At 63.8% G+C, this 25,913-nt stretch carries 26 protein-coding genes and 1 pseudogene; 15 read left to right on the plus strand and 12 right to left on the minus strand.

From position 1 onward, the window contains the following. Window positions 1-219: 219 nt before the first annotated feature. Window positions 220-4,629, minus strand: a pseudogene (locus K408_RS0118500) (HAMP domain-containing protein); the annotation flags it as partial. Between the two features lie 279 nt (window positions 4,630-4,908). On the opposite strand from K408_RS0118500, the gene K408_RS0118505 reads away from it, so the two are divergent. Further along, window positions 4,909-5,196 (plus strand): hypothetical protein, encoded by a 288-nt coding sequence (locus K408_RS0118505; protein WP_024340320.1) that lies wholly within the window; start codon window positions 4,909-4,911, stop codon window positions 5,194-5,196. 9 nt (window positions 5,197-5,205) lie between these two features. Here the strand turns inward: K408_RS0118505 and K408_RS0118510 are convergent, their stop codons facing one another. Continuing rightward, a complete protein-coding gene (locus K408_RS0118510; protein WP_024340319.1) occupies window positions 5,206-5,718 on the minus strand; it encodes a hypothetical protein in 513 nt (170 codons plus the stop codon). A 91-nt stretch (window positions 5,719-5,809) separates the two neighbouring features. On the opposite strand from K408_RS0118510, the gene K408_RS38180 reads away from it, so the two are divergent. The 3 genes from K408_RS38180 (at window position 5,810) to K408_RS0118520 (ending at window position 6,513) form a co-directional block, all read left to right on the plus strand. After that, a complete protein-coding gene (locus K408_RS38180; RefSeq protein WP_024340318.1) occupies window positions 5,810-6,007 on the plus strand; it encodes a hypothetical protein in 198 nt (65 codons plus the stop codon). Window positions 6,008-6,106: 99 nt separating this feature from the next. Continuing rightward, window positions 6,107-6,241: a hypothetical protein gene (locus K408_RS43925; protein ID WP_283805278.1), complete on the plus strand. Its 135-nt coding sequence runs from the start codon at window positions 6,107-6,109 to the stop codon at window positions 6,239-6,241. A 68-nt stretch (window positions 6,242-6,309) separates the two neighbouring features. Next, the gene (locus tag K408_RS0118520; protein ID WP_024340317.1) at window positions 6,310-6,513 is read left to right on the plus strand and encodes a hypothetical protein; all 204 of its coding nucleotides are present in this window, start codon (window positions 6,310-6,312) and stop codon (window positions 6,511-6,513) included. Window positions 6,514-6,660: 147 nt separating this feature from the next. On the opposite strand, the gene K408_RS0118525 is transcribed toward K408_RS0118520, so the two are convergent. The 5 genes from K408_RS0118525 to K408_RS0118550 all read right to left on the minus strand — a co-directional run bounded on the left by K408_RS0118525 (window position 6,661) and on the right by K408_RS0118550 (window position 10,925). Next, complete coding sequence (locus K408_RS0118525; protein WP_024340316.1) at window positions 6,661-6,906, minus strand: hypothetical protein; 246 nt, start codon at window positions 6,904-6,906, stop codon at window positions 6,661-6,663. Between the two features lie 234 nt (window positions 6,907-7,140). Next, the gene (locus K408_RS0118530; protein WP_028145925.1) at window positions 7,141-8,031 is read right to left on the minus strand and encodes an SDR family oxidoreductase; all 891 of its coding nucleotides are present in this window, start codon (window positions 8,029-8,031) and stop codon (window positions 7,141-7,143) included. 232 nt (window positions 8,032-8,263) lie between these two features. After that, window positions 8,264-8,815: a DUF4142 domain-containing protein gene (locus K408_RS0118540; protein WP_024340314.1), complete on the minus strand. Its 552-nt coding sequence runs from the start codon at window positions 8,813-8,815 to the stop codon at window positions 8,264-8,266. Between the two features lie 86 nt (window positions 8,816-8,901). Beyond that, window positions 8,902-9,129, minus strand: coding sequence for a hypothetical protein (locus K408_RS0118545; RefSeq protein ID WP_024340313.1), 228 nt, complete (start codon window positions 9,127-9,129; stop codon window positions 8,902-8,904). An 8-nt stretch (window positions 9,130-9,137) separates the two neighbouring features. After that, window positions 9,138-10,925 carry a thiamine pyrophosphate-requiring protein gene (locus K408_RS0118550; protein ID WP_024340312.1) on the minus strand — a complete coding sequence of 596 codons (1,788 nt, stop codon included), beginning with the start codon at window positions 10,923-10,925 and terminating at the stop codon, window positions 9,138-9,140. Window positions 10,926-11,068: 143 nt separating this feature from the next. On the opposite strand from K408_RS0118550, the gene K408_RS0118555 reads away from it, so the two are divergent. After that, window positions 11,069-11,443: a PRC-barrel domain-containing protein gene (locus tag K408_RS0118555; RefSeq protein WP_024340311.1), complete on the plus strand. Its 375-nt coding sequence runs from the start codon at window positions 11,069-11,071 to the stop codon at window positions 11,441-11,443. A gap of 143 nt (window positions 11,444-11,586) precedes the next feature. On the opposite strand, the gene K408_RS0118560 is transcribed toward K408_RS0118555, so the two are convergent. Then, the gene (locus tag K408_RS0118560) at window positions 11,587-12,051 is read right to left on the minus strand and encodes a winged helix-turn-helix transcriptional regulator (protein WP_024340310.1); all 465 of its coding nucleotides are present in this window, start codon (window positions 12,049-12,051) and stop codon (window positions 11,587-11,589) included. Window positions 12,052-12,241: 190 nt separating this feature from the next. On the opposite strand from K408_RS0118560, the gene K408_RS0118565 reads away from it, so the two are divergent. From K408_RS0118565 to K408_RS0118580, 4 genes are all read left to right on the plus strand, one after another. After that, the gene (locus tag K408_RS0118565) at window positions 12,242-12,979 is read left to right on the plus strand and encodes an SDR family oxidoreductase (protein ID WP_024340309.1); all 738 of its coding nucleotides are present in this window, start codon (window positions 12,242-12,244) and stop codon (window positions 12,977-12,979) included. A gap of 63 nt (window positions 12,980-13,042) precedes the next feature. Further along, the gene (locus K408_RS0118570; RefSeq protein WP_024340308.1) at window positions 13,043-14,044 is read left to right on the plus strand and encodes an NAD(P)H-dependent flavin oxidoreductase; all 1,002 of its coding nucleotides are present in this window, start codon (window positions 13,043-13,045) and stop codon (window positions 14,042-14,044) included. Window positions 14,045-14,150: 106 nt separating this feature from the next. Next, complete coding sequence (locus K408_RS0118575) at window positions 14,151-14,570, plus strand: hypothetical protein (protein ID WP_024340307.1); 420 nt, start codon at window positions 14,151-14,153, stop codon at window positions 14,568-14,570. Window positions 14,571-14,691: 121 nt separating this feature from the next. After that, window positions 14,692-16,257 carry an alkaline phosphatase D family protein gene (locus K408_RS0118580; protein ID WP_024340306.1) on the plus strand — a complete coding sequence of 522 codons (1,566 nt, stop codon included), beginning with the start codon at window positions 14,692-14,694 and terminating at the stop codon, window positions 16,255-16,257. Between the two features lie 150 nt (window positions 16,258-16,407). Here K408_RS0118580 and K408_RS0118585 read toward each other — a convergent pair whose 3' ends face one another. Further along, window positions 16,408-16,644 (minus strand): hypothetical protein, encoded by a 237-nt coding sequence (locus tag K408_RS0118585; protein WP_024340305.1) that lies wholly within the window; start codon window positions 16,642-16,644, stop codon window positions 16,408-16,410. A 129-nt stretch (window positions 16,645-16,773) separates the two neighbouring features. After that, the gene (locus K408_RS0118590; RefSeq protein ID WP_024340304.1) at window positions 16,774-17,229 is read right to left on the minus strand and encodes a hypothetical protein; all 456 of its coding nucleotides are present in this window, start codon (window positions 17,227-17,229) and stop codon (window positions 16,774-16,776) included. 158 nt (window positions 17,230-17,387) lie between these two features. On the opposite strand from K408_RS0118590, the gene K408_RS0118595 reads away from it, so the two are divergent. Continuing rightward, the gene (locus tag K408_RS0118595; protein WP_024340303.1) at window positions 17,388-17,657 is read left to right on the plus strand and encodes a helix-turn-helix domain-containing protein; all 270 of its coding nucleotides are present in this window, start codon (window positions 17,388-17,390) and stop codon (window positions 17,655-17,657) included. An 18-nt stretch (window positions 17,658-17,675) separates the two neighbouring features. Next, window positions 17,676-18,530, plus strand: coding sequence for a 3,4-dihydroxyphenylacetate 2,3-dioxygenase (hpaD, locus tag K408_RS0118600; protein ID WP_024340302.1), 855 nt, complete (start codon window positions 17,676-17,678; stop codon window positions 18,528-18,530). Window positions 18,531-18,540: 10 nt separating this feature from the next. Here hpaD and K408_RS0118605 read toward each other — a convergent pair whose 3' ends face one another. Together K408_RS0118605 and K408_RS0118610 are read right to left on the minus strand one after the other, a co-directional pair. Next, a complete protein-coding gene (locus K408_RS0118605; RefSeq protein WP_024340301.1) occupies window positions 18,541-19,773 on the minus strand; it encodes an aminotransferase-like domain-containing protein in 1,233 nt (410 codons plus the stop codon). Between the two features lie 50 nt (window positions 19,774-19,823). Then, complete coding sequence (locus K408_RS0118610; RefSeq protein ID WP_028145928.1) at window positions 19,824-20,351, minus strand: DUF3124 domain-containing protein; 528 nt, start codon at window positions 20,349-20,351, stop codon at window positions 19,824-19,826. A gap of 67 nt (window positions 20,352-20,418) precedes the next feature. On the opposite strand from K408_RS0118610, the gene K408_RS0118615 reads away from it, so the two are divergent. From K408_RS0118615 to K408_RS0118635, 4 genes are all read left to right on the plus strand, one after another. Further along, window positions 20,419-22,149, plus strand: a complete 1,731-nt coding sequence (locus K408_RS0118615; protein WP_024340299.1) for a cation:proton antiporter — start codon at window positions 20,419-20,421, stop codon at window positions 22,147-22,149. A 174-nt stretch (window positions 22,150-22,323) separates the two neighbouring features. Further along, a complete protein-coding gene (ribB, locus tag K408_RS0118620; RefSeq protein ID WP_024340298.1) occupies window positions 22,324-23,400 on the plus strand; it encodes a 3,4-dihydroxy-2-butanone-4-phosphate synthase in 1,077 nt (358 codons plus the stop codon). A gap of 190 nt (window positions 23,401-23,590) precedes the next feature. After that, window positions 23,591-24,805: an acyl-CoA dehydrogenase gene (locus tag K408_RS0118625; protein WP_024340297.1), complete on the plus strand. Its 1,215-nt coding sequence runs from the start codon at window positions 23,591-23,593 to the stop codon at window positions 24,803-24,805. Window positions 24,806-24,980: 175 nt separating this feature from the next. After that, window positions 24,981-25,898 carry an MBL fold metallo-hydrolase gene (locus K408_RS0118635; RefSeq protein WP_024340296.1) on the plus strand — a complete coding sequence of 306 codons (918 nt, stop codon included), beginning with the start codon at window positions 24,981-24,983 and terminating at the stop codon, window positions 25,896-25,898. Window positions 25,899-25,913: the final 15 nt, after the last annotated feature.

Below are 25,913 nucleotides of genomic sequence, written 5' to 3' on the forward strand. Positions count from 1 at the left end.
CTGCAGGCGCTTGGAGTCGGTGACGATGCTGCGTGGCAGGTTCGGATCGACGTCGATCTTGAACGACAGGTTGCGGTTGTCCGCCTCGTGCCGGAACGGCCGGCCCACGGTCTCCAGCAGGTTCGCGGTGAGAATTTCCTCGGCGTCGACCGTCACCGTGCCGGACTCGATCTTGGAGAGATCGAGAATGTCGCTGATAAGATTGAGCAGGTCGGTGCCCGCGCCGTGGATGGTGCGGGCGAATTCGACCTGCTTGGCCGAGAGGTTGCCGTCCGGGTTGTCGGTGAGCTGCTGACCCAGGATCAGGATCGAATTCAGCGGCGTACGGAGCTCGTGGCTCATATTGGCCAGGAATTCGGACTTGTACTTCGAGGTCAGAGCGAGCTCGGTGGCCTTTTCCTCAAGCGCGCGGCGAGCCTGCTCGATTTCCTGATTCTTGCGCTCGACCTCGACGTTACGCTCGGCCAGCTGCTGCGCCTTCTGCTCGAGCTGGTCGTTGGTCTGCTGCAGCTCGCGCTGTTGGGTCTGCAGCTCGCCGGCGAGCTGTTGCGACTGTTTGAGCAGGCCTTCGGTCTGCATCGTCGCCTCGATCGAATTGAGCACGATTCCGATGGAGTCGGTGAGCTGCTCCAGGAACGTCATCTGCGAGGTCGTGAAGGAGACCAGCGAGGCGAGTTCGATCACGGCCTTGACCTGGCCTTCGAACAGGACCGGCAGCACCACGAGGTTCTTCGGCGCGACGCGGAACAGCGCCGAGTTGATCGGCACCACGTCGGCCGGAATGTCGGAGACGACGCGCGGCCGCTTGTCGAGCGCGCATTGGCCGATCAGGCCTTCGCCGAACTGCAGCACGGGTTGATAGGGATAGACGCCGTCGCTGGCATAAGAGGCGAGCAACAGCAGCTGCGGGTCGTTCTCGTTCTCTACCTGGTAGATCACGCCGGTATGGGCGTTCACCAGCGGCGACAATTCGGTGAGCAGCATCCGGCCGACCGTGGTGAGATCGCGCTGTCCCTGGAGCATGTTGGTGAACTTGGCGAGGTTGGTCTTCAGCCAGTCCTGCTCGGTGTTCACATCCGTCGTCAGACGGAGGTTCGTGATCATCGTGTTGATGTTGTCCTTCAGCTCCGCGACTTCGCCGCGGGCGTCGACCTGGATCGATCGCGTCAGGTCGCCCTTTGTCACCGCGGTCGCGACCTCGGCGATCGCGCGCACCTGCGAGGTGAGGTTGGCAGCCAGAAGATTCACGTTGCCGGTGAGGTCCTTCCAGGTGCCGGCAGCGCCCGGCACGTTGGCCTGGCCGCCGAGCCGACCTTCGACGCCGACCTCGCGCGCCACCGACGTTACCTGGTCGGCGAAGGTCGCCAGCGTCTCGGTCATGTTGTTGATGGTGTCGGCGAGAGCGGCGACCTCGCCGCGCGATTTCATCGTCAAGTTCTGCTTGAGATCGCCGTTGGCGACCGCGGTCACCACCTTGACGATGCCGCGCACCTGCTCGGTCAGGTTCGCGGCCATGAGGTTCACCGTGTCGGTGAGGTCCTTCCATGTGCCGGCAACCCCGGGCACCTGGGCCTGGCCACCGAGCTTGCCCTCGGTGCCGACCTCGCGCGCCACGCGCGTGACTTCGCCGGCAAAGGCGTTGAGCTGGTCCACCATGGTGTTGATGGTGTTCTTGAGCTCGAGGATTTCACCTTTCACGTCGACCGTGATCTTGCGCGAGAGGTCGCCGCGCGCAACCGCCGTGGTGACTTCGGCGATGTTGCGGACCTGCGTCGTCAGGTTCGCGGCCAGGAGGTTGACGTTGTCGGTGAGATCCTTCCACGTGCCACCGACGCCGGGCACGACGGCCTGACCGCCGAGCCGGCCTTCGGTGCCGACCTCGCGCGCGACGCGCGTCACTTCGGCGGCGAAGGAGCGGAGCTGCTCGACCATGGTGTTCAGGGTGTCCTTCAAGAGAAGGATCTCGCCGCGCACGTCGACCGTGATCTTCTTCGAAAGGTCGCCGCCGGCAATGGCGGTTGCGACCTCGGCGATGTTGCGGACCTGGGCCGTCAGATTCGAAGCCATGAAGTTGACGTTGTCGGTGAGGTCCTTCCAGGTGCCGGCGACGCCGGGCACTTCGGCCTGTCCGCCGAGCTTACCTTCGGTACCGACCTCGCGCGCGACGCGCGTGACTTCGCCGGCAAAGCCGTTGAGCTGGTCCACCATGGTGTTGATGGTGTTCTTGAGCTCGAGGATTTCGCCTTTCACGTCGACGGTGATCTTGCGGGAGAGGTCGCCGCGCGCAACGGCGGTCGTCACTTCGGCGATGTTGCGGACCTGGGCCGTGAGGTTGCCCGCCATCGAGTTCACGGAGTCGGTGAGATCCTTCCAGGTGCCGGCAACGCCGGGCACGTTGGCCTGGCCGCCGAGGCGTCCTTCGGTGCCGACCTCGCGCGCGACGCGCGTCACCTCGCCGGCGAACCGGTTGAGCTGGTCGACCATCGTGTTCAGCGTATCCTTGAGCTGAAGGATCTCGCCGCGCACATCCACGGTGATCTTGCGGGAGAGGTCGCCGCCAGCGATCGCAGTCGCGACTTCCGCGATGTTGCGGACCTGGGCCGTGAGGTTGCCCGCCATCGAGTTCACGGAGTCGGTCAAATCCTTCCAGGTGCCGGCAACGCCGGGCACGCCGGCCTGGCCGCCAAGCTTGCCGTCGGTGCCGACCTCGCGCGCGACGCGCGTGACCTCGCCGGCGAAGGCGTTGAGCTGGTCGACCATGGTGTTGAGCGTTTCCTTCAGCTGAAGGATTTCGCCCGACACGTTCACAGTGATCTTCTTGGACAGGTCGCCCTTCGCCACGGCGGTCGCGACCTCTGCGATGTTGCGGACCTGCCCGGTCAGGTTCGAGGCCATCGAATTGACGCTGTCGGTCAAGTCTTTCCACGTGCCGCCGACGCCGCGCACCACGGCCTGGCCGCCGAGCTTGCCTTCGGTGCCGACCTCGCGCGCCACGCGCGTGACTTCGCCGGCGAAGGCGTTGAGCTGGTCGACCATGGTGTTGATGGTGTCCTTCAGCTCCAGGATCTCGCCGCGCACGTCCACGGTGATCTTCTTCGAGAGGTCGCCGCCGGCGACCGCCGTCGTCACCTCCGCGATGTTGCGCACCTGCGCGGTCAGGTTGGAAGCCATCGAGTTGACGCTCTCGGTCAGGTCTTTCCAGGTGCCGGCAACGCCGAGCACGTTGGCCTGACCGCCCAGCCGCCCCTCGGTGCCGACTTCGCGCGCGACCCGCGTGACTTCGCCGGCGAAGGCGTTGAGCTGGTCGACCATGGTGTTGAGCGTCTCCTTCAGCTGAAGGATCTCGCCCGAGACGTTCACCGTGATCTTCTTCGAGAGGTCGCCGCTCGCGATGGCGGTAGCGACGTCGGCAATGTTGCGAACCTGCGCGGTCAGGTTCGAGGCCATGAAGTTGACGTTGTCGGTGAGATCCTTCCATGTGCCGGCCACGCCGGGCACCTGGGCCTGGCCACCGAGCTTGCCTTCGGTGCCGACCTCGCGCGCCACGCGCGTCACTTCCGAGGCGAACGAGTTGAGCTGGTCCACCATGGTGTTGATGGTGTCCTTCAGCTCCAGGATCTCGCCGCGCACGTCCACGGTGATCTTGCGCGAGAGGTCGCCGCGCGCCACGGCCGTGGTGACGTTCGCGATATTTCGTACCTGCGCGGTCAAATTGCCGCACATCGCGTTGACGGAGTCGGTCAAATCCTTCCAGGTGCCGGCCACGCCCGGCACGATCGCCTGGCCGCCGAGCTTGCCGTCGGTGCCGACCTCGCGCGCCACGCGCGTCACTTCCGAGGCGAAGGAGCGGAGCTGGTCCACCATCGTGTTGATGGCTTCCTTGAGCTGGAGGATCTCGCCGCGGACGTCGACCGTGATCTTCTTGGAGAGGTCGCCATTGGCGACCGCGATCGTCACCTCCGCGATGTTGCGAACCTGGTTGGTCAGGTTGTTCGCCATCGAGTTGACGCTTTCAGTGAGGTCCTTCCAGACGCCGGTCACCTCGGGCACCTGGGCTTGGCCGCCGAGCTTGCCCTCGGTGCCGACCTCGCGCGCGACGCGCGTCACCTCGGAGGTGAACACGCCGAGCTGCTTGATCATGGTGTTGACGATGTTCGCCGACTGCAGGAATTCGCCGCGCAGCGGCCGACCGTCGACGTCGAGCTTGACGGTCTGGAGCAGGTCGCCTTGCGCCACCGCCGCGACCGCACGCGTAACCTCGCGGGTCGGCCACAACAAATCGTCGATCAGCGTGTTGACGGAGCCTTCCATGTCGGCCCAGGAGCCCGAGGCGAGGCCGAACTTCACGCGTTGCCGGGTCTTGCCCTCACGGCCCACCACCTGGCCGACCAGCTCGAGCTGCTGTGCCATGCGCTGATTGGCCGCGATGATCTCATTAAAAGTGTCGGCGATCTTGCCGTCGATGCCCAGATAGTCACCGCTCATCCGCACTGAGAAATCGCCACTGCGCATTGCCTGCAATGCGAGCAGCAATTCAGCCCGGGAATCCTGCTCCGATGAACCGTTGTTTTTCGGTTTTGGGCCGCGACGACCGGAGCGTGATGCACTTCCGGGATCGAGGTCGCTCATACTGATTCCCCCGCAGGCGTCGCCCGAATCCTAGGCGTGGCGCGTTTGGTCAAAATAGAGCGTCAGCCAAATTCGAAATCAAGCGCCAAGGGTGCGGCGCGGGAATGGAACCTGCTTTGCTCAGCCCGATCCAACTAACGATGATCAGCCGAATTGGTTCCGCCCAAAACCGGAAGAAATGCCATCGGGCTCCCGCGCTCTGCTCTCCGTACCTGGCGTCCGGCTCGCGGAACGGAGCGGCGAGCCCGACTGTTAGCCCGTGAAGAGAGGAGAACGAACATGAAAGCAGGACTCCCCGCTATGGCTATGATGGTGTTCGCCGCCGGTTCGGCCTTGGCACAGGGCGGCGGCCCCAGCGGCCGTGGGGCCGTGACCGGCGACCCCGCCGCGAGCTCCGCCAATCCCCGGGCGGATACCCCAACCACCGGCACGACGACCCGATCAAACCCGAGCGGCAGCGGGACCTCGTCTTCAGGTGGTAAGGACGACAATGGCGATGCCGGCAGGGACAAGATGTTGGAGGGCGACCGCACCGCGCAACCGCAGCGACATCCGAACGACAAGTAGAGGCGGCGCCTACTTGTCCGCCATGGTACGCTCGGCGTCCCTGGCCTGCACGCGCAAAATCGGGAGCTGCTCGCGCGCAAACGCCGCGAGCGCTGCATGGTCGGGCGCCTTCAGATAACGCTCGAGCAGAATGATGATCGACTCGTATTCGGGAATCTGCGCGGCATAGAAGCTTCTGACGTAAGTCGGACCATCCGACATTTCGGGTTCGACGAGACTAGCAGTCGGCGACTCTACCTTGCCGACGTGCAGTTCTGCGCCAATCGCCTCCTGGACGCCTTTCAGTCTCTTGTCGCGCTTGACCGCTTCCTCGGCGCGCAGGGCGGCCAGGTTCTTGACCTCCGCATTGCCCTTGAGGTCGGTGTTCTCAAGAAGACCCTGTTGAAATCGGCTGAAGCTGTAGAGCCCGCTGATGACTTCGATCGCGGTTGGTGGCCGATCGCCAGGCTTTCGCTCGCCGGTGCTCTCGGCAAGAGTCGCGGTGTGGATGAATGCCAGGATAATCGCGGCAAGAACTCGCATCGATATCAATGACGGAATGCGTACGAAGTTCCCCAGGTTACGATCCGGTGAGTGGGTTGCGACGCGAGAGTTCCGCCCTTACGTGTTGTGCATGAAACAGTCTGACATCTTCAGAGACAACGCCGACAATTGTCTTCAGCTTGCCGAGCGAGCGGACGGACAACCTGCCCATAAGCGCTACTCGCGCATGGCCGATGCCTGGGCGGCGCTCGCCAACGAGCAGGATTGGCTCGATGGCGAAATCCCGCCCGTTCCGGCCCACGCTCCTGCTCCGAACCGGGATATGTAGATCCGCTGTGAGACCGCTCACAGAGGACAAGCAACAGATCCGGGATCATTCAGGAGTATTCGATCGCCTCGGTTTCCGGTTGCAGAAGGAGGTTTGGCGATGGCTCCACGTCTGGTGCTTCTTTCCCTCATGCTCGCCTTTGGCGTCTCAGTCGCGTTCGCCACTGTAACGACGGTGCGGCAGGTGCATCTCGAAAACGCATCTGGCGAGGAGGTGCATCCGGTGCGAAGTTAGCGGTGGCGGAACATTCCTGGCCGTATTGCGTAGGCGCTCCGAGACATCAGGAGAAGCGAGAGCCCACCATGGCCCATTCCGATCAAGGTATCGTCAAGGACAAGCGCGGGGAGGAACAGCCGCGCGACAAGGAGCGTGCACAATCTGTGCACAAGACGGATCCGAAAGGTTCGCCCTCGCGCGAAGCGACGCGCGATCCCAAGCTAAGCGACGACAGCAAGACGCCGGGCTCCGGCGCAATGCCGGACGGCTCGAGCGATGCGACAGGCTAGATTTCGCACGGGAACCAATTCCCGCGCGAGGAGTCGAAGGATTGCTTCCGGTTGTCATGCCCCCGGTGCGCCGGAAGCAATCTCCAAGCACGGCCCTGGCACCCACCGTGCCAGGGCCGTTTGCCTGGCAGAGGGCGTCCGTTGCGGTCAGTCCGCTGCGTCTTCCGGATCTCTGTGGGTATGTCCGTCTGGTCCGCGGCCCAGCACGCCGAAGTTGCTTGACTTCACGCCGGCGCTGGCATCGACGCCCACAGCCGCAAGTCCGAGGTTGAGCAGTTCGCGGACGGCGGCCGCCCGCGTCGGCATGCGGTGCCTGAACCGGAAATCATCAATAGCGGCCAATTCTTCCGGCGAGAGCATGACCTGAAGGCGCTCGGCCCGTACGTCGTTCATGGTGATCACGCAATTTGAGTAAGTTGAGTAGATTACTCAACCTGCCAACTTGGGAAGAGTTCCATGCGTATCGTCGCACCCGGCATTGAAGACGGATTCCGAAACAAGCGATTGTAGGCAGTCGGAGGCGCAACCTCCGACGGGCGCAAGCTGCCCGAGCCGACAGGCCGACAAGGCGGCAAGGCCAATGCTGCCCAGCAGTTCCGGCGCTGACATTCGTCGGCTGCGGCGTGACTAGGGTTGCCCGGATCCGCCAGCGGAGCCGTACACCTGACCCGTCGCATAGCTGGCGTCCGCCGCGGCAAGCTGCACGTAGATCGAGGCCAGCTCGACCGGTTGGCCGGGACGGCCCAGCGGGGTCATGCCGCCGAATTTCTCGAGCTTCTCCATGGTAGCGCCGCCGGAGACCTGGAGCGGCGTCCAGATCGGCCCCGGCGCAACGCCATTGACGCGGATGCCCTTGGAGGCGAGCTGCTTCGCCAGCGACTTCACGTAGTTCATCGTCGCCGCCTTGGTCTGCGCATAATCGTAGAGGTCCGGTGAGGGATCATAAGCCTGCTCCGACGTCGTGCCGATGATGCAGGAGCCAGGCTTGAGGTGCGGCAGTGCCGCTTTGATGATCCAGAACGGCGCGTAGATATTCGTCTTCATGGTTGCATCGAAATCCTCTGACGAGACGTCGAGGATGGAAGCGCGCGCTTGTTGTCGCGCGGCGTTGCACACGACGATGTCGATCCCGCCGAGGCCCTGCACGGCCTGGTCGACCAATTGCTTGCAGAAGGCTTCGTCTGTCAGGTCGCCGGGGATGGCGAGCCCGGTGCGCCGTTCCTTTTTGATCAGTGCGATCACCTCCTGCGCATCCGGTTCTTCTGCGGACAGATAGTTGATGGCGACATCGGCACCTTCGCGCGCATAGGCGATCGCGGCAGCGCGGCCCATGCCGGAATCGCCGCCGGTGATCAAGGCCTTGCGGCCGGCGAGCCGGCCGGAGCCCTTGTAGGTGGTCTCGCCATGATCCGGCCGCGGCTCCATCTTGCCGGCGAGACCCGGCCAGGGCTGCGACTGCTTCTTGAACGGCGGCTTTGGAAAGCGGCTTACCGGATCGATCAAGGCCTGCTCGGACATGGGGGTGTTTCCTTTCGCTGTCGATGCCAGCGAAGCCGCCGCGAGCGTTGCGCTCGCGGCGTGGACGACATGCCGGCGGGACAAGGAAGTTTTGCTGGAGTTCGACATCATGCTCTCCGCGAGGATCGAGACTCAATGCGCGGAGACGGTCGTCGTTGCTAGAGTGGGGACGCCGGGTGTACCGGCGTCCTTCAGCAATGCGTGACTTGGGCTGACGCTACCTGGACTGAGGCTATTTGGACTGACCGACGCTCGGCGCCTTGCCGAGCTCCTTGGCCATCTCGAGATGGTGCTTGAGCGCAGGCAGGGTCTTGCCCGCCCAGCCCTTCAGCGCGGCATTGTCGCCACCGTTGGCGTAGCGCTCGAACAGGGAGACGGCGTCCTCATGGGCGCTGACCTGGTAGGAATCGTAGTCCGAGCTGAAGTCCTTGCCCGTCGCGTTCTTGAGCTTGTCGAGCTTGCTCTGGTGCGCGCTGTCGAGCGTGGTCGGCAGGGTTGCCTGTACCTTGCCATCGCTGACGAGGCCCTTGAGTTCGGTGCTGGTCTTGGTGTGATCAGTCACCATCTGCTTCGCGAAGCTCTTCTCCTGCGCGTTGCCCTTCTGCTCGGCGAGCTTGCTCGACTCGATCTCGAACATGTCGCTGATGGCCACCTGCTTGACGAAATCGGGGGTGCTTGGCGCGACGCCCAGCGCGGAGTTTACGCCGGTCTTCTCACCCAGCGATTGGGCAAGTGCTGGCCCCGCAAGAATCATGCAGGCAAGGGCGATGATAGTGCGTTTCATGATAGATCCCTTCGATGAGTCGCGCGGCGCCTGCCGGCGACGTTTGCGCCGACCAACACGCGGCCGGGGCCGAGGTTCCAAACCGGTCAGTCGGTCGGCTTCCTGCCGCTTCGGGGGTTGATCGGATCAGTTGCCTTTCGCCGGAGTCGTTCGGGAAGGAATGGCTCGGTCGGTGTGGGGGTCGCGTCGGCGCGGACGTCGGCATGATGCTGCGCCCGCTCATGTGGAGTGCGATTGTCGTTAACCTGGCGCTTGACGTCCAAGCCCCCGACCGGATCGTTCACGCCGTGCTGGATATCGCGGAAATCACTCATGGTTCACCTCATTGCTTTCCGGGCAGGATCGACTCGAGGACCTGCCGCGCCGCGCCCTTGATCATCGCGCTTTCGTTCGGATCGCCCTTCAGCACGGCGAGCGAAAAATTCTTCGCCTGCTGCAGGGTGATGTGCGGCGGCAGCGGCGGAACCTCAGGATCGGTCTTCACTTCCAGCACGACGGGCATGTCGCTCGCCAGAGCCTGGTCCCAGGCCGAGCCGATCTGCTGCGGGTCGTCAACGAAGATGCCGCGCAGGCCGACCAACTCCGCGAAGCGGGAGTAGGAGACATCCGGGATGCGCTGCGAGGCCTCGAATTTCGGATCTCCGTTGATGATGCGCTGCTCCCAGGTGACCTGGTTCAAGTCTTCGTTGTTGAAGACGCAAACGATGAAGCGCGGGTCCCGCCACGAGCGCCAGTACTTCGCAGCCGTGATCAGCTCGGCCATGTTGTTCATCTGCATGGCACCGTCGCCGACCAGCGCGATCACCGGCCGGTCCGGGTGGGCGTATTTGGCCGCGAGTGCGTAAGGCACTGCGGCGCCCATCGAAGCGAGCCCACCGGAGAGCGATGCCGTCATGCCGCGCCGCATCTTTAGATCGCGCGCGAACCAGTTGGCGCAGGAGCCGGAATCGCTGGTGATGATGGCGCGGTCGGGTAGGCGCGGGGACAGTTCCCAGGTGACGAGCTGCGGATTGACGGGCGTCGCAGGCTGATGCGCGCGGTCGTCGAGGGTCGTCCACCATTTCGCGATGTCGTCCTCGATCCGCTGGCGCCAAGCCCCGTCGCTCTTGGGCTTGAGCCGCGGCAACAATGCGCGCAGCGTTTCGGCGGCGTCCCCGACGAGGCCGACCTCCATCGGAAAGCGGATCGACATCATGCTGGCGTCGATGTCGATCTGCACGCCCCGCGCGCTGCCTTCCTTTGGCAGGAACTCGGCGTAGGGAAAGGCCGAGCCCACCATCAGCAGCGTGTCGCACTCCATCATCATGTTGTAGCTGGGCTCGGTACCCAGCAGGCCGATCGAGCCGGTGACCCATGGCAGATCGTCGGGCAGCGCGGCCTTGCCGAGCAGCGCCTTGGCGCAGCCGGCCGACAGCCGATCGGCCACCGCGATGACTTCGTCGGTGGCGCCAAGCGCGCCTGCACCCACGAGCATCGCAACTTTCTTGCCGCCGTTGAGGATATCCGCCGCGCGGTCGAGATCGGCCTCGCGGGGCATCACGCTAGGCGCGCTGTAGCCGATACCGGAATGCAGCGTTCCGTGTGCACGGGGCGGATCCTCGTAAGGCTCTTCCTGAAGGTCGTTGGGCAGAATGATCACGGTCGGGGCCCGCCGCGCCAGCGCAATCCGCACCGCACGATCGATCAGGTGTCGCACTTGTGCAGGTGAGGATGCCTGCATGACGTAGGCGCCGGCGACGTCCTTGAACATCGAGAGAAGATCGATCTCCTGCTGATAGTGTCCGCCGAGGGCGTTGCGCGATTGCTGGCCGACTATTGCGAGCACCGGCTGGTGATCGAGCAGCGCGTCATAGAGCCCGGTGACGAGATGCGAGGCGCCGGGACCGGATGTCGCGATGCACACACCGATCTCCCCCGAGAATTTGGCGTAAGCGGTCGCCATGAATGCCGCCATCTCCTCGTGACGCGCCTGCACAAAATTGAGCTTGCCGTCCGCCCGGTTCATCGCGCCGAACAGGCCGTTGATGCCGTCTCCGGGATAGCCAAAGATGTGTCGCACGCCCCACTGATGCAGGCGTTGAACGATGAAGTCCGAGACGGTCTGAGACATTGCGGCGGCTCTCGGTCGGCGGCGTGTGAGACCCAGAGAACCGCTCGCTTGGCGCGATGTTCCTGACCTGCTCAGGGGACGTTCGCCGGAACGATCGTTCGCCGATCCGGTTGGTTTTGCACGTGGCTGAGTGGAGAATTGCGATGTTGAACCAAGACGAGCTAGATCGCAGCGAGACAGGACGTTTGATCGGCAGCGACAAGGTCGAAGGAACGTCGGTCTACGGCGCCGATCGCAACCGGGTCGGTTCGATCGAACGCGTGATGATCGACAAGATCACCGGCAAGGTGTCTTATGCCGTGCTGAGCTTCGGGGGGTTCCTGGGAATGGGCAACGATCACTACCCATTGCCCTGGCAATCGCTCAAATACGATACAGAGCTTGGCGGCTATATTACCGCGATCACCGCCAAGGATCTGGAAAGCGCCCCAAAATATGGGGAGAAGGCCGAATGGAACTGGGGCGATGACGCTGCCGTGCGAGGTATCAACACCTACTACGGGGTGCCCTTCGCGTAGCACGACCCCTCAGCCGGACGGCCAGGTTCACACAGCCGGACCGATAGCTGACCACCGGGATCCGCATCCGGTCGCAACCGTGGCGGGCTGACGGCGCTCCCGTGGCCATGCTGCGCCTGATGGACTGGAGGGCGCGGGATCCCTCAACGGCCTGCTTCCCTCCGCGCCGGCCCCGCATGCACATGCACCTGCTTCGCGTGAAGCGCCTCGCCGCATTCCGAACACACCATCACCGGATCGAACAGCTTGCCGCAGGTCTTGTGCTCGTGCAGCAGCGGACGGCCACGCTCGTCGCCCATATGAGCGTCGCCCCAATGCACCATCGCCATGATGATCGGGTAGAGGTCGAGCCCTTTCTGCGTGAGGATGTATTCGTAGCGCTTCGGCGCGTCGGAATAGGGCACGCGGCGCAGGATGCCGAAGCGGACAAGCTTCTTGAGTCGCTCCGAGAGCAGGTGCCGGGTGATCTGGAGCGAGGACTGGAACGCTTCGAAGCGCCGCACGCGCAAGAAGCACTCGCGCAGGATCAGCAGGGTCCAGCGGTCCCCGATGACGGCGACGGTGCGGGCGAGTGAGCAGGTTTCTTCTTCCAGCGTGTCCCATCTCACGAGCGGTCTCCACTTGCAGTGAGTCTAAACTTGCAGTCAGTCTAAAAATGGAACTGCATTGAACAGCCATCGCAATTCTGTTTGGAAACTACCAGCGCTCCCACCAGTTTGACAGTTCTATTTTAGAACTATAGCCTCCGGCACACTGCGCGCGGCGCGCCCGCGGCGCGACTCATCGGGGGAGGCGACCTTGCCCAAGCGAAACGCGACTGCCGCCGTGATCGGGGCCGGCGACTTCATCGGCTCCGAGATCGCCAAGAAATTCGCCGCCGAGGGCTTCTCGATCTATGCGGGGCGTCGCAACGGCGACAAGCTCGCGCCGCTGGTCAAGGCGATCGAAGCTGCCGGCGGTGAAATCCACGCGCGCTCGCTTGATGCGCGAAAGGAGGAGGAGATCACCGCGTTCCTTAACGACGCCGATCAGCGCGCACCGCTGGACGTCTGCATCTTCAACGTCGGCGCCAACGTCAATTTTCCAATCCTCGACACCACCGAGCGCGTTTTCCGGAAAGTCTGGGAGATGGCCTGCTATTCCGGCTTCCTGGCAGGACGCGAGGCGGCACGGCTGATGCTGCCCCGCGGCGGCGGCAATATCTTCTTCACCGGCGCCACCGCCTCCTTGCGCGGCGGCAGCGGCTTTGCCGCCTTTGCGAGCGCCAAGTTCGGGCTTCGCGCGGTGGCGCAAGCGATGGCGCGCGAACTCGGGCCGAAAAACATTCACGTCGCCCATCTCATCATCGATTCTGGGGTCGACACCGAATGGGTGCGCCAGCGCCGGCTCGAAGCGCTCGGGCCCAATGCGCTCGATAATCCCGACCTGCTAATGCCGCCCTCGTCCGTTGCAGACGCCTATTGGCAGCTCTACCAGCAGCCGAAGAGTGCCTGGACCTTCGAGATGGAGATTCGTCCGTTCGGAGAGAAATGGTGACCGCGGTGGATAACTGCGATTAGACTGATCCTAACGCCAGGTAAAATCCAGGGAGGTACTTAAGTGAAGACCGCGATCACCGAACTGTTCGGCATCGAGCACCCGATCATCCAGGGCGGCATGCATTTCGTCGGCTTTGCCGAGTTGGCCGCCGCCGTCTCCAATGCCGGCGGGCTCGGCATCATCACCGGTCTAACCCAGAAGACGCCGGAATTGCTCGCGAAGGAGATCGCACGCTGCCGCGACATGACCGACAAGCCGTTCGGCGTGAACCTCACCTTCCTGCCGACCTTCTCGGCGCCGCCCTATCCCGAATACATCGCGGCCATCGTGGAAGGTGGCATCAAGGCGGTCGAAACCGCAGGCCGCAGTCCTGAACAATACATGCCGGCGCTAAAGGCGGCCGGCATCAAGGTCATCCACAAGTGCACCTCGGTGCGGCACTCGCTGAAGGCGGAGCGCATCGGCTGCGACGCCGTCAGCGTCGATGGCTTCGAGTGCGGCGGCCATCCCGGCGAGGACGACATTCCCAACATGATCCTGCTGCCGCGCGCGGCGGAAGAGTTGAAGATCCCGTTCGTCGCCTCCGGCGGCATGGCCGACGGACGCAGCCTGGTCGCGGCCCTGTCGCTGGGTGCCGCCGGGATGAACATGGGCACACGCTTCATCGCCACCAAGGAAGCGCCGGTGCATCAGAACGTGAAGAATGCGCTCGTCGCGGCGACCGAGCTCGACACTCGGCTGATCATGCGGAGCTTGCGCAATACCGAGCGCGTCATGAAGAACGCCAACGTCGACCGCCTCATCGAGATCGAGCGCGAGAAGGGCGACAAGCTCACGATCGACGACATCCACGACCAGGTTGCGGGTGTCTATCCCAAGATCATGCTGGACGGGCAGATGGACGCCGGCGCATGGAGCTGCGGCATGGTCGCCGGCCTGATCCACGATATCCCATCCTGCAAGGAACTCATCGATCGAATCATGAGCGAGGCGGAAACCATCATCCGCAGCCGCCTGATGGGGTTTCTGGACGGGACGGGAGCGGCGCGAAAGGTCGCCTGACACCGCCAACTTCTTAACCACGGCCGCATCTGGCCGCTGGAATTGCGCGCGACGCCTCCTAAATAAGGGTAAATTACCCTATTAACAACAGTTTCAGGAGGCGTCCGTGGTCCTGAAAAGCGTTCTTGCTGCAATTGCTTTTGCCCTCGTGATCACAGGGGGCGGCATCGCGCGCGCTGACGGCTACAAGCCTGAGGAATATCTCGGCCTCGATCTCTCCAAGGCCGTGCTTTCGCCGAAACGGCTCGGGCCGGAGACCCGCTTCGCGCCGGTCGCGCTAGAAGCGCGCGACGGCAACGAAGCACAGGCTCGCGCTGAGCCCGTCGGCGTGCCGAAGAAGGTTGCGGCCGAGCGCGTCCGTGTGGCCGAGCCGAAGGCCACCCAAGCCAGGGGCGGACAGGCACGCGGCGCGGCCCGGGCGAAGCTTGCACGGCGCCACGGCAATCCGCTCGACGCGCAGGCAATGGATACCCGGATCCAGACCTGGCCCTGCCGCTCCGGCGGCATCTGCAACTGGAAGCGCTAGGCGGCGACGGCCAAGCCGTCATGCCCGCGTCGTAAAAACGTAGGCGCGGCGTCAAAAAAACGTAAGCTGGGAGTCAAGCTGTGCAGGCACCTTCCGTCGGAGTTCGACGAAGGTCTTCTGAATGGCATCACCTCGCGCCTCGCGCGCCTGGACCCGGCGGCAGTTCCTGGTCCGCTCCGCCTTCAGCCTCCCTATCGCCTCGCTTGCGACGCCTTCGATCAGCCGCGCTGCTGATCGCCCGCAGATCTTGGGCGGCATCCAGTCCGGCGATGTCTCTGACGGCTCCGCTGTGAACTGGGGGCGTGCCGGCCGGCCGGCGCGGATGCAGGTGGAATGGTCGACCGTCGAGAGCTTCAAGTCGATCATCGCGTCAGCCTCCGGTGATGCGCTGCCCGACGCTGATTTCACCTCAAAGCTGCTGCTGACGGATTTGCCACCGGGCCAGGATATCATCTACCGCCTGCGCTTCGACGACATTGCCACGGGTCTCGGCGGTGAAAGCCGCATCGGACACTTCCGCACCGCGCCGGCAGCTAGCCACTCGATCTCGTTCCTGTGGTCCGGCGATACCGCGGGCCAGGGCTGGGGCATAGATGCCTCGCGCGGCGGCTATCGCAGCTATCGCACCATGCTCGACAATCGCCCGGATTTCTTCGTCCACTCCGGCGACCACATCTACGCGGACTGCGCAATTCTTCCCGAACAAAAGCTGCCGAACGGCGAGATCTGGCGCAACATCGTCACCGAGGAGAAATCGGAAGTCGCGCAAACGCTGGCGCAGTTTCGTAGCAACTACAAATACAACCATCTCGACGAGCACTTCCGCGCCTTCCATGCGGAGGTACCGATGTTCGCACAATGGGATGATCACGAGGTCACCAACGACTGGTCGCCGACTGGCAGCTACGACGGCACAGGCTATGACGACGACGGCACCCCCCGGCTGGTCGCGCGAGCTCGCCGCGCCTTCTTCGACTTCATGCCGATCCGCGACATCGGCTCGCGGCAGGGCCGGGTCTACCGCAAGATCGCCTACGGCCCGCTGCTGGATGTGTTCATCATCGACATGCGCAGCTATCGCGATGGCACCTGGAACAAGGGAGATGACCATCGCGGCTGGATCCTCGGCGCCGAGCAGCTGGCGTGGCTGAAGCGGGAGCTCTCAGCTTCGGGCGCGACCTGGAAAGTGATCGCAGCCGATCTGCCGATCGGGCTGATCAGCTTGGACGCGGTCGCGCTCGGCGACGGGCCGCCCGACCGGCGTGAGCACGAGATCGCCGATCTGCTATCCTCCATCAAACGTGCCGGAATCCGCAACATCGTCTGGCTTACCGCCGACATGCACTACACTGCCGCGCACTATTACGATCCGAACAAGGCGCAATTTCAGGATTTCGAGCCGTTCTGGGAGTTCGTCTCCGGTCCGCTTCATGCCGGCAGTTGGAGTCCTGGCGAGCTCGACGACACGTTTGGCCCGGTCCCGATGTACCAGCATGGCTGCAGCGCTGAGCAGGGCGAGAACCTCGCGCCGTGTTTCGGCCTGCAGTTTTTCGGACGGGTCGACATCGATGGAACGACCGGGGTGATGACGGTCACCCTTAAAGACGTCGACAACCGCGACCTCTGGTCGGTCGACCTTCTGCCGCAACTGCAGATGCGCCCCGCTGTGGTGGCGAAACATTCCTGAGTATCGGCGGCTCGAAGCAATACGGTCTCGCTGCGATTCCGAGAGCCCTGCGCCGCGCGTGCCAAATGCCTCAACCGACTTTGCGCGAGGCTGGGGCTGGCCTCGGACAGGCAAAGAAACGGCCCCGTGAGGGGCCATTTCCATTGCGCATCAGTGGTGGTGATGGTGGCGCCGGTGGCTGCGCTTGATCACGACCACTCGGTCACCGCGATGGTGGCGGTGCCAACTGCGATCATGTTGATGCATGCGGTATTCGGCGCGAGCGCCGTAGGGGCCGTGATGGTGATGATGCCCGCGCTTGATCACCACGGTCTCTGCGCTTGCCAGCGTTGGCGCCGCAACGACGAGCATACCCAGAGCTGCAGCCACATAACCAAGCTTTTTCATGAAGTCCTCCTCCAAACGAATGCACATCTAACCGCACCTGCATGCGAACGTTCCGGAGGAACGGGAGGAGAATTCTGAACGGATGTTCAGCTGAGCGTGATGGTTTCCGACAGGAATGCAGGGTGAGGATCAATCGCAGCGTTGCTGCACCGGTGTCGGCGCGCCGCTCGCAACGTATTTGCCGTTCTTGATTGTGTATTCGCCGCGCTCGTTGCGATTGTAGATCGCGCGCAGGCTGCCGTCTTTCAGCAAGAGGAGACCGAACTCGCGCGTCTGACGCAGCGAGGGAAAGAACACCATCACGTTGAGCAGACCCTCGCCATTGACCGTGGCTGACACCACCTCGTTCTCGTCCTTGGCGTCGCCGAAATTGCGCCGGTACATCACCCGGCCATCCTTCCTGATCTCGTAGGTCAGCAGCGCGCCCTTTTCGCGATCCGGCCGGACGCCGCAATCGACGGCCCACGAGCCGAGCAGGCCCCATTGCTCGAGGGTCGCGGCCAGCGTCTCGGCGCCGGCCATGGAGGTGAATGCAGCAGCCCACAGCACCGCAGCCGCAATCCCGCGGCCCAAATTGCGCATCATGTCCCGAAAAACCCTGCCTCGAAGAATTCCAAATTGTAGCATCGCGCCCGCGGCCGTTCCACGGCAGCCGCCGATCGCTCACGAATTTGATCCGCGTCAATGAGACAGGGCGTTCGAAGAGTAGGATGGCCTTTCCGAAGGCGAACGTGGAAAGAGCAATGCTGAATCAAGTCATGGATTTCGCGGGCGAAGTGCTGCCGGGGAGCTGCGCCGTACCGCCTTATTCCGAGGCCGCGTTTCTGACCGAGCTGGGCGATCGCTTACGGTCCTCCCGCATGCGCTGCGACCTGTCCCGCCGCGAGTTGGCCCGCCGCTCCGGGATTTCCGAGCGCTATATCGCCCAGATCGAGGCCGGCAAGGGCAATGTCTCGATCGTGCTGTTGTTGCGGCTCGCTTCCGCCATCCACGGCAGTCAACCACAGGCCTGACGCTTCTAGGTGACCGCCATGGGGCAGCTCGTACTCGCGGCAAAGGTCACCCACGTTCCATCACTGATGCTGTCGGAGACCCCCGGCAGTCCGCTCCGAGCGGCCCGTGAGCCGGCAGTCTCCTCCTTGCGCGAACTCGGCCGGCGGGCAAAAGAGCGCGGCGTGAGCTGCTTCGTGGTGTTCGACACCCATTGGCTCTCCAATTTCGGCTATCACATCAACGCCAATGCGCGGCATCGTGGCTCGTTCACGAGCCACGAGGCGCCGCAGATGATCCAGGATCTGCGCTACGATCTGCCGGGTGATACGAGTCTGGCTGAAGCTATCGCGAACAGGGCCGGGGATGCGGGTCTCTACGTGATCGCCCACCAGGTGCCCAGCCTCGGCCTCGAATACGGCACCATCGTGCCGATGCACTACATGAACCCCGACGGCTTCGCGAAGGTGGTCTCGGTCGCCTCGCCGCTGTTTACCTCGTTCGAGGAAAGCCGGATACTCGGTGAAGCCACCCGCCGCGCCATCGACGCATCGGATGAACGGGTCGCCGTTCTCGCCAGCGGGTCGCTCTCGCATCGGCTCTGGCCGAACAAGAAACTGGGCCCCGAAGCGTGGACGTCGGTCACCAGCGAGTTCAATCGCCAAGTGGACCTGCGCGTGCTCGAGCTCTGGCAGAGCAGCCGCTATCGCGAATTCCTCGACATGCTTCCGGACTATGCCACCAAGTGCAACGGCGAGGGCGGCATGGCCGATACCATCATGCTGTTCGCGGCGCTCGGCTGGCATGACTACCACGGCACCGCCGAGCAGCTCTGCGACTATTTTCCCTCGTCCGGCTCCGGCCAGGTCAACGTTGAGTTTCACGTCGAGGCGTGAGGCAGCAGCCTCAGGCCCGCTTCTCCACATTGGCACTACGGGCCGGCACCCCGAATTCCTTGCGGCAGACCTCGGCCAGGACAGCGATCCCCTCGCGGATCTGCTGATGCGTGGGACTTGCAAAGCACAGCCGCAGCCGCGAGCTGGACTGGCCCTTGTTGGTCGACCATTCCGGCCCAGGATTGATCGAGACGCCAGCGGCGAGCGCGGCCTGATACAGTTTCAGCGTGTCGACCTGGTCTGGCAGCTTGACCCACAGGAAGATACCGCCCTTGGGCTCCTCGAACTCCGCGGCCGTCCCGAACTGCTCGTTCAACGCTTCCATCAACGTGTCGAGCTTGGTGCGCAGCGCCTTGGTCAGGGCGGGCACATGGCTCGCGAAATGCGACTTGCAATAGGCGGCGAGCACCATCTGCTCCAGCGCACCGGAGCCCGCGTCCGTCTTCAGAGCCAGCATCCGTGACATCACCTCCCAGGGCGCCACGACGAAGCCGACGCGCAGCGCCGGCGCGATTGACTTGGAGAACGAGCCGATATGGATCACGCCGCCATTCGGGCTCATCGCGTAGATCGCCGGCGGCCGCTGTCCTGACCACACGAGGTCGGCATAGCAATCGTCCTCGAAAATCGGCACGCCATATTCGGTTGCGAGCCGTACCAGCTCGGCGCGACGACTCTCGGGCATGATGCTGCCGGTCGGGTTCTGAACCGTCGGAATGGTGTAGATGTATTTCGGACGGATGCCGCGGCTCTTCAGATCGGCCAGCGTCATCGCCAGCACGTCCATGCGCATGCCGTCCTTGTCGAGGGGGATGCCGACGACATTGACGCCGAGCCGCGCCAGGCGGGTCAGGGAGCCTTGATAGCTCTCCTGCTCGAAAATCACTGTGTCGCCCCGAGTCAACAGCGTGGCATTGACGAGATCAAGCGCCTGGAGCGAGCCGGACACGATCAGGAGGTCATCGATCGTACAGCTGATGCCGGCATCGCGCTTGAGTTTCGTCACCAGGAATTCGCGCAAGGGGAGGTAGCCCTGCGGGCCATGCGCCAGCCCGTAAGTGGCGAGCGACCGCCCCTCGCGTCGTAGCACCGCATTTGTCGCCTCGATCAGGTCGTCAAGCGGCACCTGCTCGGAGTCGTTGTTTCCCCCGACAAAGCTGTATTTCGCCAGGCCCGTCCACCGCGCAGAAGGGGCCGGCAGCCCCGCCGGAAACAGGGACGCGAAATCGAAGCTGGACGTCATGGGGGCGTTCCTCGCTTTGTTCTTGTTGAGCGGCGGCTTTGCACCGCCCCTTACTTCTTGCCGGCCGTCCGGGTCGGACGGCCCTGGCTGATGAAAGCGTAATGCGCATTGGCGATGCCGCCAACCATCAATGCTTCGACCACCGGCTCGGCGATCTCGCCTGTGGCGGCCCAGTCGACGAGGAAATTGGCTCCGGTCCCGCCGCGCACGTCGTCGGTCGGAATGAAGATCGAAACCGTGGCCAGCGGCCTCAAGGCCACCGGCGCCTTCAGATAATTCTCGACCTGCTTGCCTGCGGTGTCGAAATAGGCGATGCGTTTGACGACCAGTGGCTGGGTCTCGGAGGCGTTGTGCACGCTTAGCGTCACCGAGAAGTCGACACGCAACTTGCCCTGGCTCATCGCGACGCTGGAATAGGCGGGCACGTAGAACCCGCCGGAGACGGCGAGGTCCTCCTTCGGCAGAGCGGTGAGCGAATCGGCAAAGTTTTGTTCGATATTGACCTTGGATTGCGCGGCGGCGGGCACGGCAAAGGCGAGGGGACCCAGCAGCATGGCTGCAACGAGCCCTTTCCGCATGTGACGAATTGCTCGCTTGCCGCACCGCAACCCGTCTCTAGGGTGCGGCAAAACGGACCAATTTGGCATGCACGAGCTCATTCGAGACATCACTCTCTCTATTCTGTTTGCCTGGATGCTGGGACTGCTTGCCCATTTCTCCCGGCAACCGCTGATCCTGGCCTACCTTATCGCCGGCTTCTGCATAGGTCCATTCGGCGCGGGCTGGGTCCACTCTCAGGAATCGATCAGCGTCATCTCGGAGCTCGGCCTGATCTTCATGCTGTTCATGATCGGGCTCGAGATCGACCTGAAGAAGATCGTGCGGGCAGGGCGGGTGATCCTGTTCGCGGCGGGCAGCCAGCTGCTCGGAGGCTGTCTGCTCGGGCTGCTTTTCTTCGTCGGCATCGGCCTGTCCCTCGGCAGCGGGCATTTCGATGCGGTCTATCTCTGTGTCGCCTGCGCGCTGTCGAGCACCGTGATCATCGTCAAGGTGCTCTACGAGAAGCGCGAGCTCGACACGCTGCCGGGCCGCATCACCCTCGGCGTCCTGGTGCTCCAAGACATCTTCGCCATCCTGTTTCTGGCGGTGCAGCCGAGCCTCGCCAACCTCCAGGTCAGCGTCATCCTGCTCTCGATAGGCCGCGTCGCGGTGTTGGTCGCTGCCACACTCCTGGTCAGCCGCTATGTGCTGCCGCGCGTGTTCCACCAGATCGCCCGCCGGCCCGAACTGATTCTGCTCGGCGCGCTGGCCTGGTGCTTTCTGGTCGCCGAGACCGCGTACCGGCTGTCGCTGTCGCGCGAGATGGGCGCCTTGATTGCAGGCGTCTCGCTCTCGACCTTCCCCTACGCGCTCGACGTCACCGCGAAGGTCACCACGCTCCGCGACTTCTTCATCACATTGTTCTTCGTCGCCCTGGGCATGACCATTCCCGTGCCCGGCCTCTCGGTGATCAGCCTTGCCTTGATGATCGCGGCGTTCACGGTCGTGAGCCGCCTCGTCACCACCTTCACTCCGCTCTATCTGATGAAACAGGGCTTGCGCGCCAGTCTGTTGCCGGCGCTGAACCTCGCGCAGATCTCCGAGTTCTCGCTGGTGGTCATCCAGACCGGCGTCGCCGACCACCACATCGCGGCCGAGACGGCGAACGCCGCCTCGTTTGCCTTCGTCGTGCTGGCGGTACTCTCGACCTTCGTGATGACCCGCAGCGACGAGATCACCCGCTGGGCGATTGGCCCCTTGAAGCGGATCGGCCTGCGCGATCTCGATCACGGTAACGGGCATGCCGAGGAAGGGCACGAGGGCGGTCACGGGGAGGCCCGCCGCATCGTCATCCTCGGCTTTTTTCGTGCGGCGAGCGCGCTGCTGGCGGAGATCGAACGGCAGACACCGGTGCTGCTCGAGCAGATCACCGTCGTCGACTTCAACCCCAATGTGTATCAGACGCTGCTCTCGCGCGGCCTGCACGTGATCTATGGCGACATCAGCAATGTCGATACGCTGCTCCACGCCGGTATCGGCAAGTCCGAGATGATCATCCTCAGCGTGCCGGATTCGCTGCTGAAGGGTGCCACCAACGAAAAGCTGGTCCGGCACGTCCGCGCGCTCAATCCGACCGCCCTGATCGTTGCGACCGCGGACCTGTTGGCCGACGTTGCCCCGCTCTACGAGGCCGGCGCCAGCTATGTCACCGTGACCCGGCTCAGCGATGCCCACGAGCTGTTTACCGTGATCGAAGCCGCCCAGGCGGGCCTGCTTGCCGACAAGCGCGCCGAGCTCGATCAGCGCCTCGGCGAGCGCCGGGAGGTGCTTCCCTGACGCGCCGGCCGCCTTCCTTGCTGTTAGTCTGCGCCTATATCGCTGGTATGCCCGGTGCAAGCCTGAAACCCATTGGCAGGCCTGCCGTCCGGCATATGTGGTTGCGCTTGGGAGACTAGCGCCCAGCCCCAAGTCCGGCTAAGCCTCCCGGCCATAACCGATAGAGATTGGGAAATGCCCGATAGCGTTCAGGAAGTCTTGCAGGCCTTTGCCAGGGGTGAGCTCGTGGTCGTCACCGACGACGAGGACCGCGAGGGCGAGGGCGATCTGATCGTCGCCGCCTCGCTCTGCACCGCCGAGAAGATGGCGTTCATCATCCGCCATACCTCCGGCATCGTCTGCGCGCCCGTGACGACCGAGGACGCGCGCCGCCTGCGGCTCGACCCGATGGTGGCCCACAACGATTCCGCGCACACCACCGCCTTCACGGTCTCGATCGACTACAAGCCCGACGGCGGCACCGGCATCTCCGCCGAGGAGCGCGCCTCGTGCTGCCGCGCGCTCGCCAATCCCAATGTCGGCGCCAATGACTTCGCCCGCCCCGGGCACATCTTCCCGCTGATCGCCAAGGACGGCGGCGTGCTCCTGCGCTCCGGCCATACGGAGGCGGCCGTCGACCTCTGCAAGCTTTCCGGGCTGCCGCCGGTCGGTGTGATCAGCGAGCTCATGAACGACGACGGCAGCGTGATGAAGGGCGAGCAGGTTGCCCGCTTCGCCGCCGAGCACAAGCTCAAGCACGTCACCATCGCGGACATGATTGCCTATCGGCAGGCGCGCGAAAAGCTGATCGAGCGGGTCTCGACCTTCGTCACGGAGAGTCCGATCGGTCCCTTGCAGGGCTATGCCTACCGTTCACCGTTCGATTCCATCGCTCACGTCGCCTTCGTCTATAACGGCGTCGGCGACGGCAAGAATGTGCTGACGCGCTTCCACAAGCCGAACATCGTCAAGGATACCTTTACCGGACACAAGCGCATGGCGGCCGTGCTCGAGCATTTCAAGAAATCGGGCCGTGGCGTGCTGGTTTACTTGCGCGACGGTGCAGCCGGTGTCCCCGTGGCGCCGCTGCCGGACGAGTCGTCGACGGAGGCCGACCGCAACCGCCAGTGGCGCGAAGTCGGCGTCGGCGCGCAGATCCTGCGCGACCTCGGCGTGACCTCGATCCGGCATCTCACCTCCTCGGTGCACGACTACAAGGGTTTGTCGGGCTTCGGCATCGAGATCGTCGCCAACGAGCAGCTCGAGAGCTGACTCGCCGTGTAATTCCGGGCTGGCGCTGCAGGCGCCCGATCCGGGATCTCGATGTTGTAGAAACGAGATTTTGGGTCGGCGCTTCGGATCGCCCCGGAACGACCGAAGCCAGGATGCAATTGAACTTGTTGCCGCGGCGCTCTAGTTTGTCCGGCAATTATCGACGGAACCAGACTCGAAAGGACGTTTCATGAGCGTGCGCCCTCAGGCCAAGGACAAGCCGGCTGCGGCTTCTTTCCAGTGGGACGATCCGTTCCTGCTCGATGAGCAGCTGACCGAAGACGAGCGCATGGTGCGCGACACCGCTCGCGCTTACGCCCAGGACAAACTGCTGCCGCGCGTCTCCAAGGCTTATCTTGAAGAGAAGACCGACCGCGAGATCTTCAACGAGATGGGCGAACTCGGGCTGATCGGCATCACGCTGCCGGAAGAGTATGGCTGCGCCAATGCGAGCTACGTCGCCTATGGCCTCGTGGCGCGTGAGATCGAGCGTGTCGATTCCGGCTATCGATCGATGAATTCGGTGCAGTCCTCGCTGGTGATGTATCCCATCTACGCCTATGGCGACGAGAACCAGCGCAAGAAGTACTTGCCCAAGCTCGCCAGCGGCGAGTGGGTTGGCTGCTTCGGCCTGACCGAGCCCGACGCCGGCTCCGATCCGGCCGGGATGAAGACCCGCGCCGAGAAGGTGTCGGACGGCTATCGCCTCACCGGCAGCAAGATGTGGATCTCGAACGCGCCGATCGCGGACGTGTTCGTGGTCTGGGCCAAGTCGGCCGCGCACGATAACCAGATCCGCGGCTTCGTGCTCGAGAAGGGCATGAAGGGCCTCTCCGCGCCGAAGATCGGGGGCAAGCTGTCCCTGCGTGCGTCCATTACCGGCGAGGTGGTGATGGACGGCGTCGTGGTTCCGGAAGACGCCCTGCTGCCCAACGTCTCCGGCCTGAAGGGCCCGTTCGGCTGCCTCAACCGCGCCCGTTACGGCATCTCATGGGGTGCGTTGGGGGCCGCCGAGGACTGCATGCATCGCGCCCGCCAGTACACGCTCGACCGCAAGCAGTTCGGCAAGCCGCTCGCCGCCACGCAGCTCGTGCAGAAGAAGCTGGCCGACATGGAGACCGAGATCGCGCTGGGCCTGCAGGCCTCGTTGCGCGTCGGCCGTCTGATGGACGAGGGCAAGTTCGCGCCCGAGATGATCTCTATCGTCAAGCGCAACAATTGCGGCAAGGCTCTCGATATCGCCCGGACAGCGCGCGACATGCACGGCGGCAACGGCATCTCGATCGAGTATCACGTCATGCGCCACGTCCATAACCTCGAAACTGTCAACACCTACGAGGGCACCCATGACGTCCACGCCCTGATCCTGGGACGCGCGATCACTGGCATTCAGGCGTTTTTCTGAGGTCGCGTCCTCGGCATGGAGTGCAACGGAAACTCTCCAATTGCGTCATGGCCGGGCAAGAGCGCGAAGTGCATCTTCGCGCCAGAAGTCCCGGCCATCCACGTCTTGGGCGCGATGAATGTGGATGCCCGGCACTCGGCCGTGCATGACGAAGTCAGCAAGGTGTGAGCAAGCCATGTCCGACAATGACGACGTCCCGTTCAACCGCGATTTTCCGCTGAAGCCTGGCGTCGTCGAGGAGGTCCGCCCCGGTGTGCGGCGCGTGCTCTGCAACAATCCGAGCCCGTTCACCTTCACCGGCACGGTCAGCTACATCGTCGGCAAGGGCAATGTTGCGATCATCGATCCCGGTCCGGACGATGAGGGGCATGCGGCTGCGCTGCTCGATGCCGTGCGCGGCGAGACGGTGAGCCACATCTTCGTCACCCACACCCATCGCGATCATTCGCCAAACGCGGTGCGCATCAAGCAGGCGACAGGTGCGCCGGTCTATGCCGAAGGCCCGCATCGTGCATCGCGCCCGCGTTTCGAGAGCGAGAAGCACAATCCGGAATCCGGCGCCGACCGGGATTTTGCCCCGGATGTCAGCCTCGCGCACGGGGACGTCGTCGAGGGTGACGGCTGGCAGCTCGAGGCCGTGGCGACGCCGGGGCACACCGCCAATCATCTGGCGTTCGCCTGGGCCGAGCGAAAGTTCAACTTCGTCGGCGATCATGTGATGGGCTGGTCGACCTCCATCGTGGCGCCGCCCGACGGCTCGATGATCGACTACATGGACTCGCTCGACCGGCTCGCGGCACGCGATGAGGATCTCTATTTCTCGGGTCACGGGCCCGAGATCTCCGAAGGTCCACGCTTCGCGCGCTTCCTGATCCGACACCGCAAGGCCCGTGAGGCCTCGATTCTTCACCGCCTCGCCAAAGGCGAGACCGACATTCCGACGATGGTCCGCGCGATCTATATCGGCATTGATCCCAGGCTGACGACGGCCGCCGGCTACTCCGTGCTGGCGCACCTGGAAGACCTGGTCGCGCGCGGCGTGGTCGCGACCGAGGGCGATCCCGTGATTGGCGGGACATATCGGATGGCCTAGGAGCGAACCAGCGAG

The sequence above is a fragment of the Bradyrhizobium sp. in8p8 genome (assembly GCF_000426845.1).
In the GTDB taxonomy this organism is placed as follows: domain Bacteria; phylum Pseudomonadota; class Alphaproteobacteria; order Rhizobiales; family Xanthobacteraceae; genus Bradyrhizobium; species Bradyrhizobium japonicum_C.

Bases quoted from the DNA above. Each gene is read 5' to 3' on its own strand.
- hpaD (WP_024340302.1), top strand. From the start codon at position 17,676: ATGGGGCAGCTCGTACTCGCGGCAAAGGTCACCCACGTTCCATCACTG.
- K408_RS0118505 (WP_024340320.1), top strand. From the start codon at position 4,909: ATGAAAGCAGGACTCCCCGCTATGGCTATGATGGTGTTCGCCGCCGGT.
- K408_RS0118625 (WP_024340297.1), top strand. From the start codon at position 23,591: ATGAGCGTGCGCCCTCAGGCCAAGGACAAGCCGGCTGCGGCTTCTTTC.
- K408_RS0118605 (WP_024340301.1), bottom strand. From the start codon at position 19,773: ATGACGTCCAGCTTCGATTTCGCGTCCCTGTTTCCGGCGGGGCTGCCG.
- K408_RS0118590 (WP_024340304.1), bottom strand. From the start codon at position 17,229: ATGATGCGCAATTTGGGCCGCGGGATTGCGGCTGCGGTGCTGTGGGCT.
- K408_RS0118520 (WP_024340317.1), top strand. From the start codon at position 6,310: ATGGCCCATTCCGATCAAGGTATCGTCAAGGACAAGCGCGGGGAGGAA.
- K408_RS0118540 (WP_024340314.1), bottom strand. From the start codon at position 8,815: ATGAAACGCACTATCATCGCCCTTGCCTGCATGATTCTTGCGGGGCCA.
- K408_RS0118510 (WP_024340319.1), bottom strand. From the start codon at position 5,718: ATGCGAGTTCTTGCCGCGATTATCCTGGCATTCATCCACACCGCGACT.
- K408_RS38180 (WP_024340318.1), top strand. From the start codon at position 5,810: ATGAAACAGTCTGACATCTTCAGAGACAACGCCGACAATTGTCTTCAG.
- K408_RS0118545 (WP_024340313.1), bottom strand. From the start codon at position 9,129: ATGAGTGATTTCCGCGATATCCAGCACGGCGTGAACGATCCGGTCGGG.
- K408_RS0118635 (WP_024340296.1), top strand. From the start codon at position 24,981: ATGTCCGACAATGACGACGTCCCGTTCAACCGCGATTTTCCGCTGAAG.
- K408_RS43925 (WP_283805278.1), top strand. From the start codon at position 6,107: ATGGCTCCACGTCTGGTGCTTCTTTCCCTCATGCTCGCCTTTGGCGTC.
- K408_RS0118530 (WP_028145925.1), bottom strand. From the start codon at position 8,031: ATGTCCGAGCAGGCCTTGATCGATCCGGTAAGCCGCTTTCCAAAGCCG.
- K408_RS0118595 (WP_024340303.1), top strand. From the start codon at position 17,388: ATGCTGAATCAAGTCATGGATTTCGCGGGCGAAGTGCTGCCGGGGAGC.
- K408_RS0118550 (WP_024340312.1), bottom strand. From the start codon at position 10,925: ATGTCTCAGACCGTCTCGGACTTCATCGTTCAACGCCTGCATCAGTGG.
- K408_RS0118555 (WP_024340311.1), top strand. From the start codon at position 11,069: ATGTTGAACCAAGACGAGCTAGATCGCAGCGAGACAGGACGTTTGATC.
- K408_RS0118585 (WP_024340305.1), bottom strand. From the start codon at position 16,644: ATGAAAAAGCTTGGTTATGTGGCTGCAGCTCTGGGTATGCTCGTCGTT.
- K408_RS0118615 (WP_024340299.1), top strand. From the start codon at position 20,419: ATGCACGAGCTCATTCGAGACATCACTCTCTCTATTCTGTTTGCCTGG.
- K408_RS0118580 (WP_024340306.1), top strand. From the start codon at position 14,692: ATGGCATCACCTCGCGCCTCGCGCGCCTGGACCCGGCGGCAGTTCCTG.
- K408_RS0118610 (WP_028145928.1), bottom strand. From the start codon at position 20,351: ATGCGGAAAGGGCTCGTTGCAGCCATGCTGCTGGGTCCCCTCGCCTTT.
- K408_RS0118525 (WP_024340316.1), bottom strand. From the start codon at position 6,906: ATGAACGACGTACGGGCCGAGCGCCTTCAGGTCATGCTCTCGCCGGAA.
- ribB (WP_024340298.1), top strand. From the start codon at position 22,324: ATGCCCGATAGCGTTCAGGAAGTCTTGCAGGCCTTTGCCAGGGGTGAG.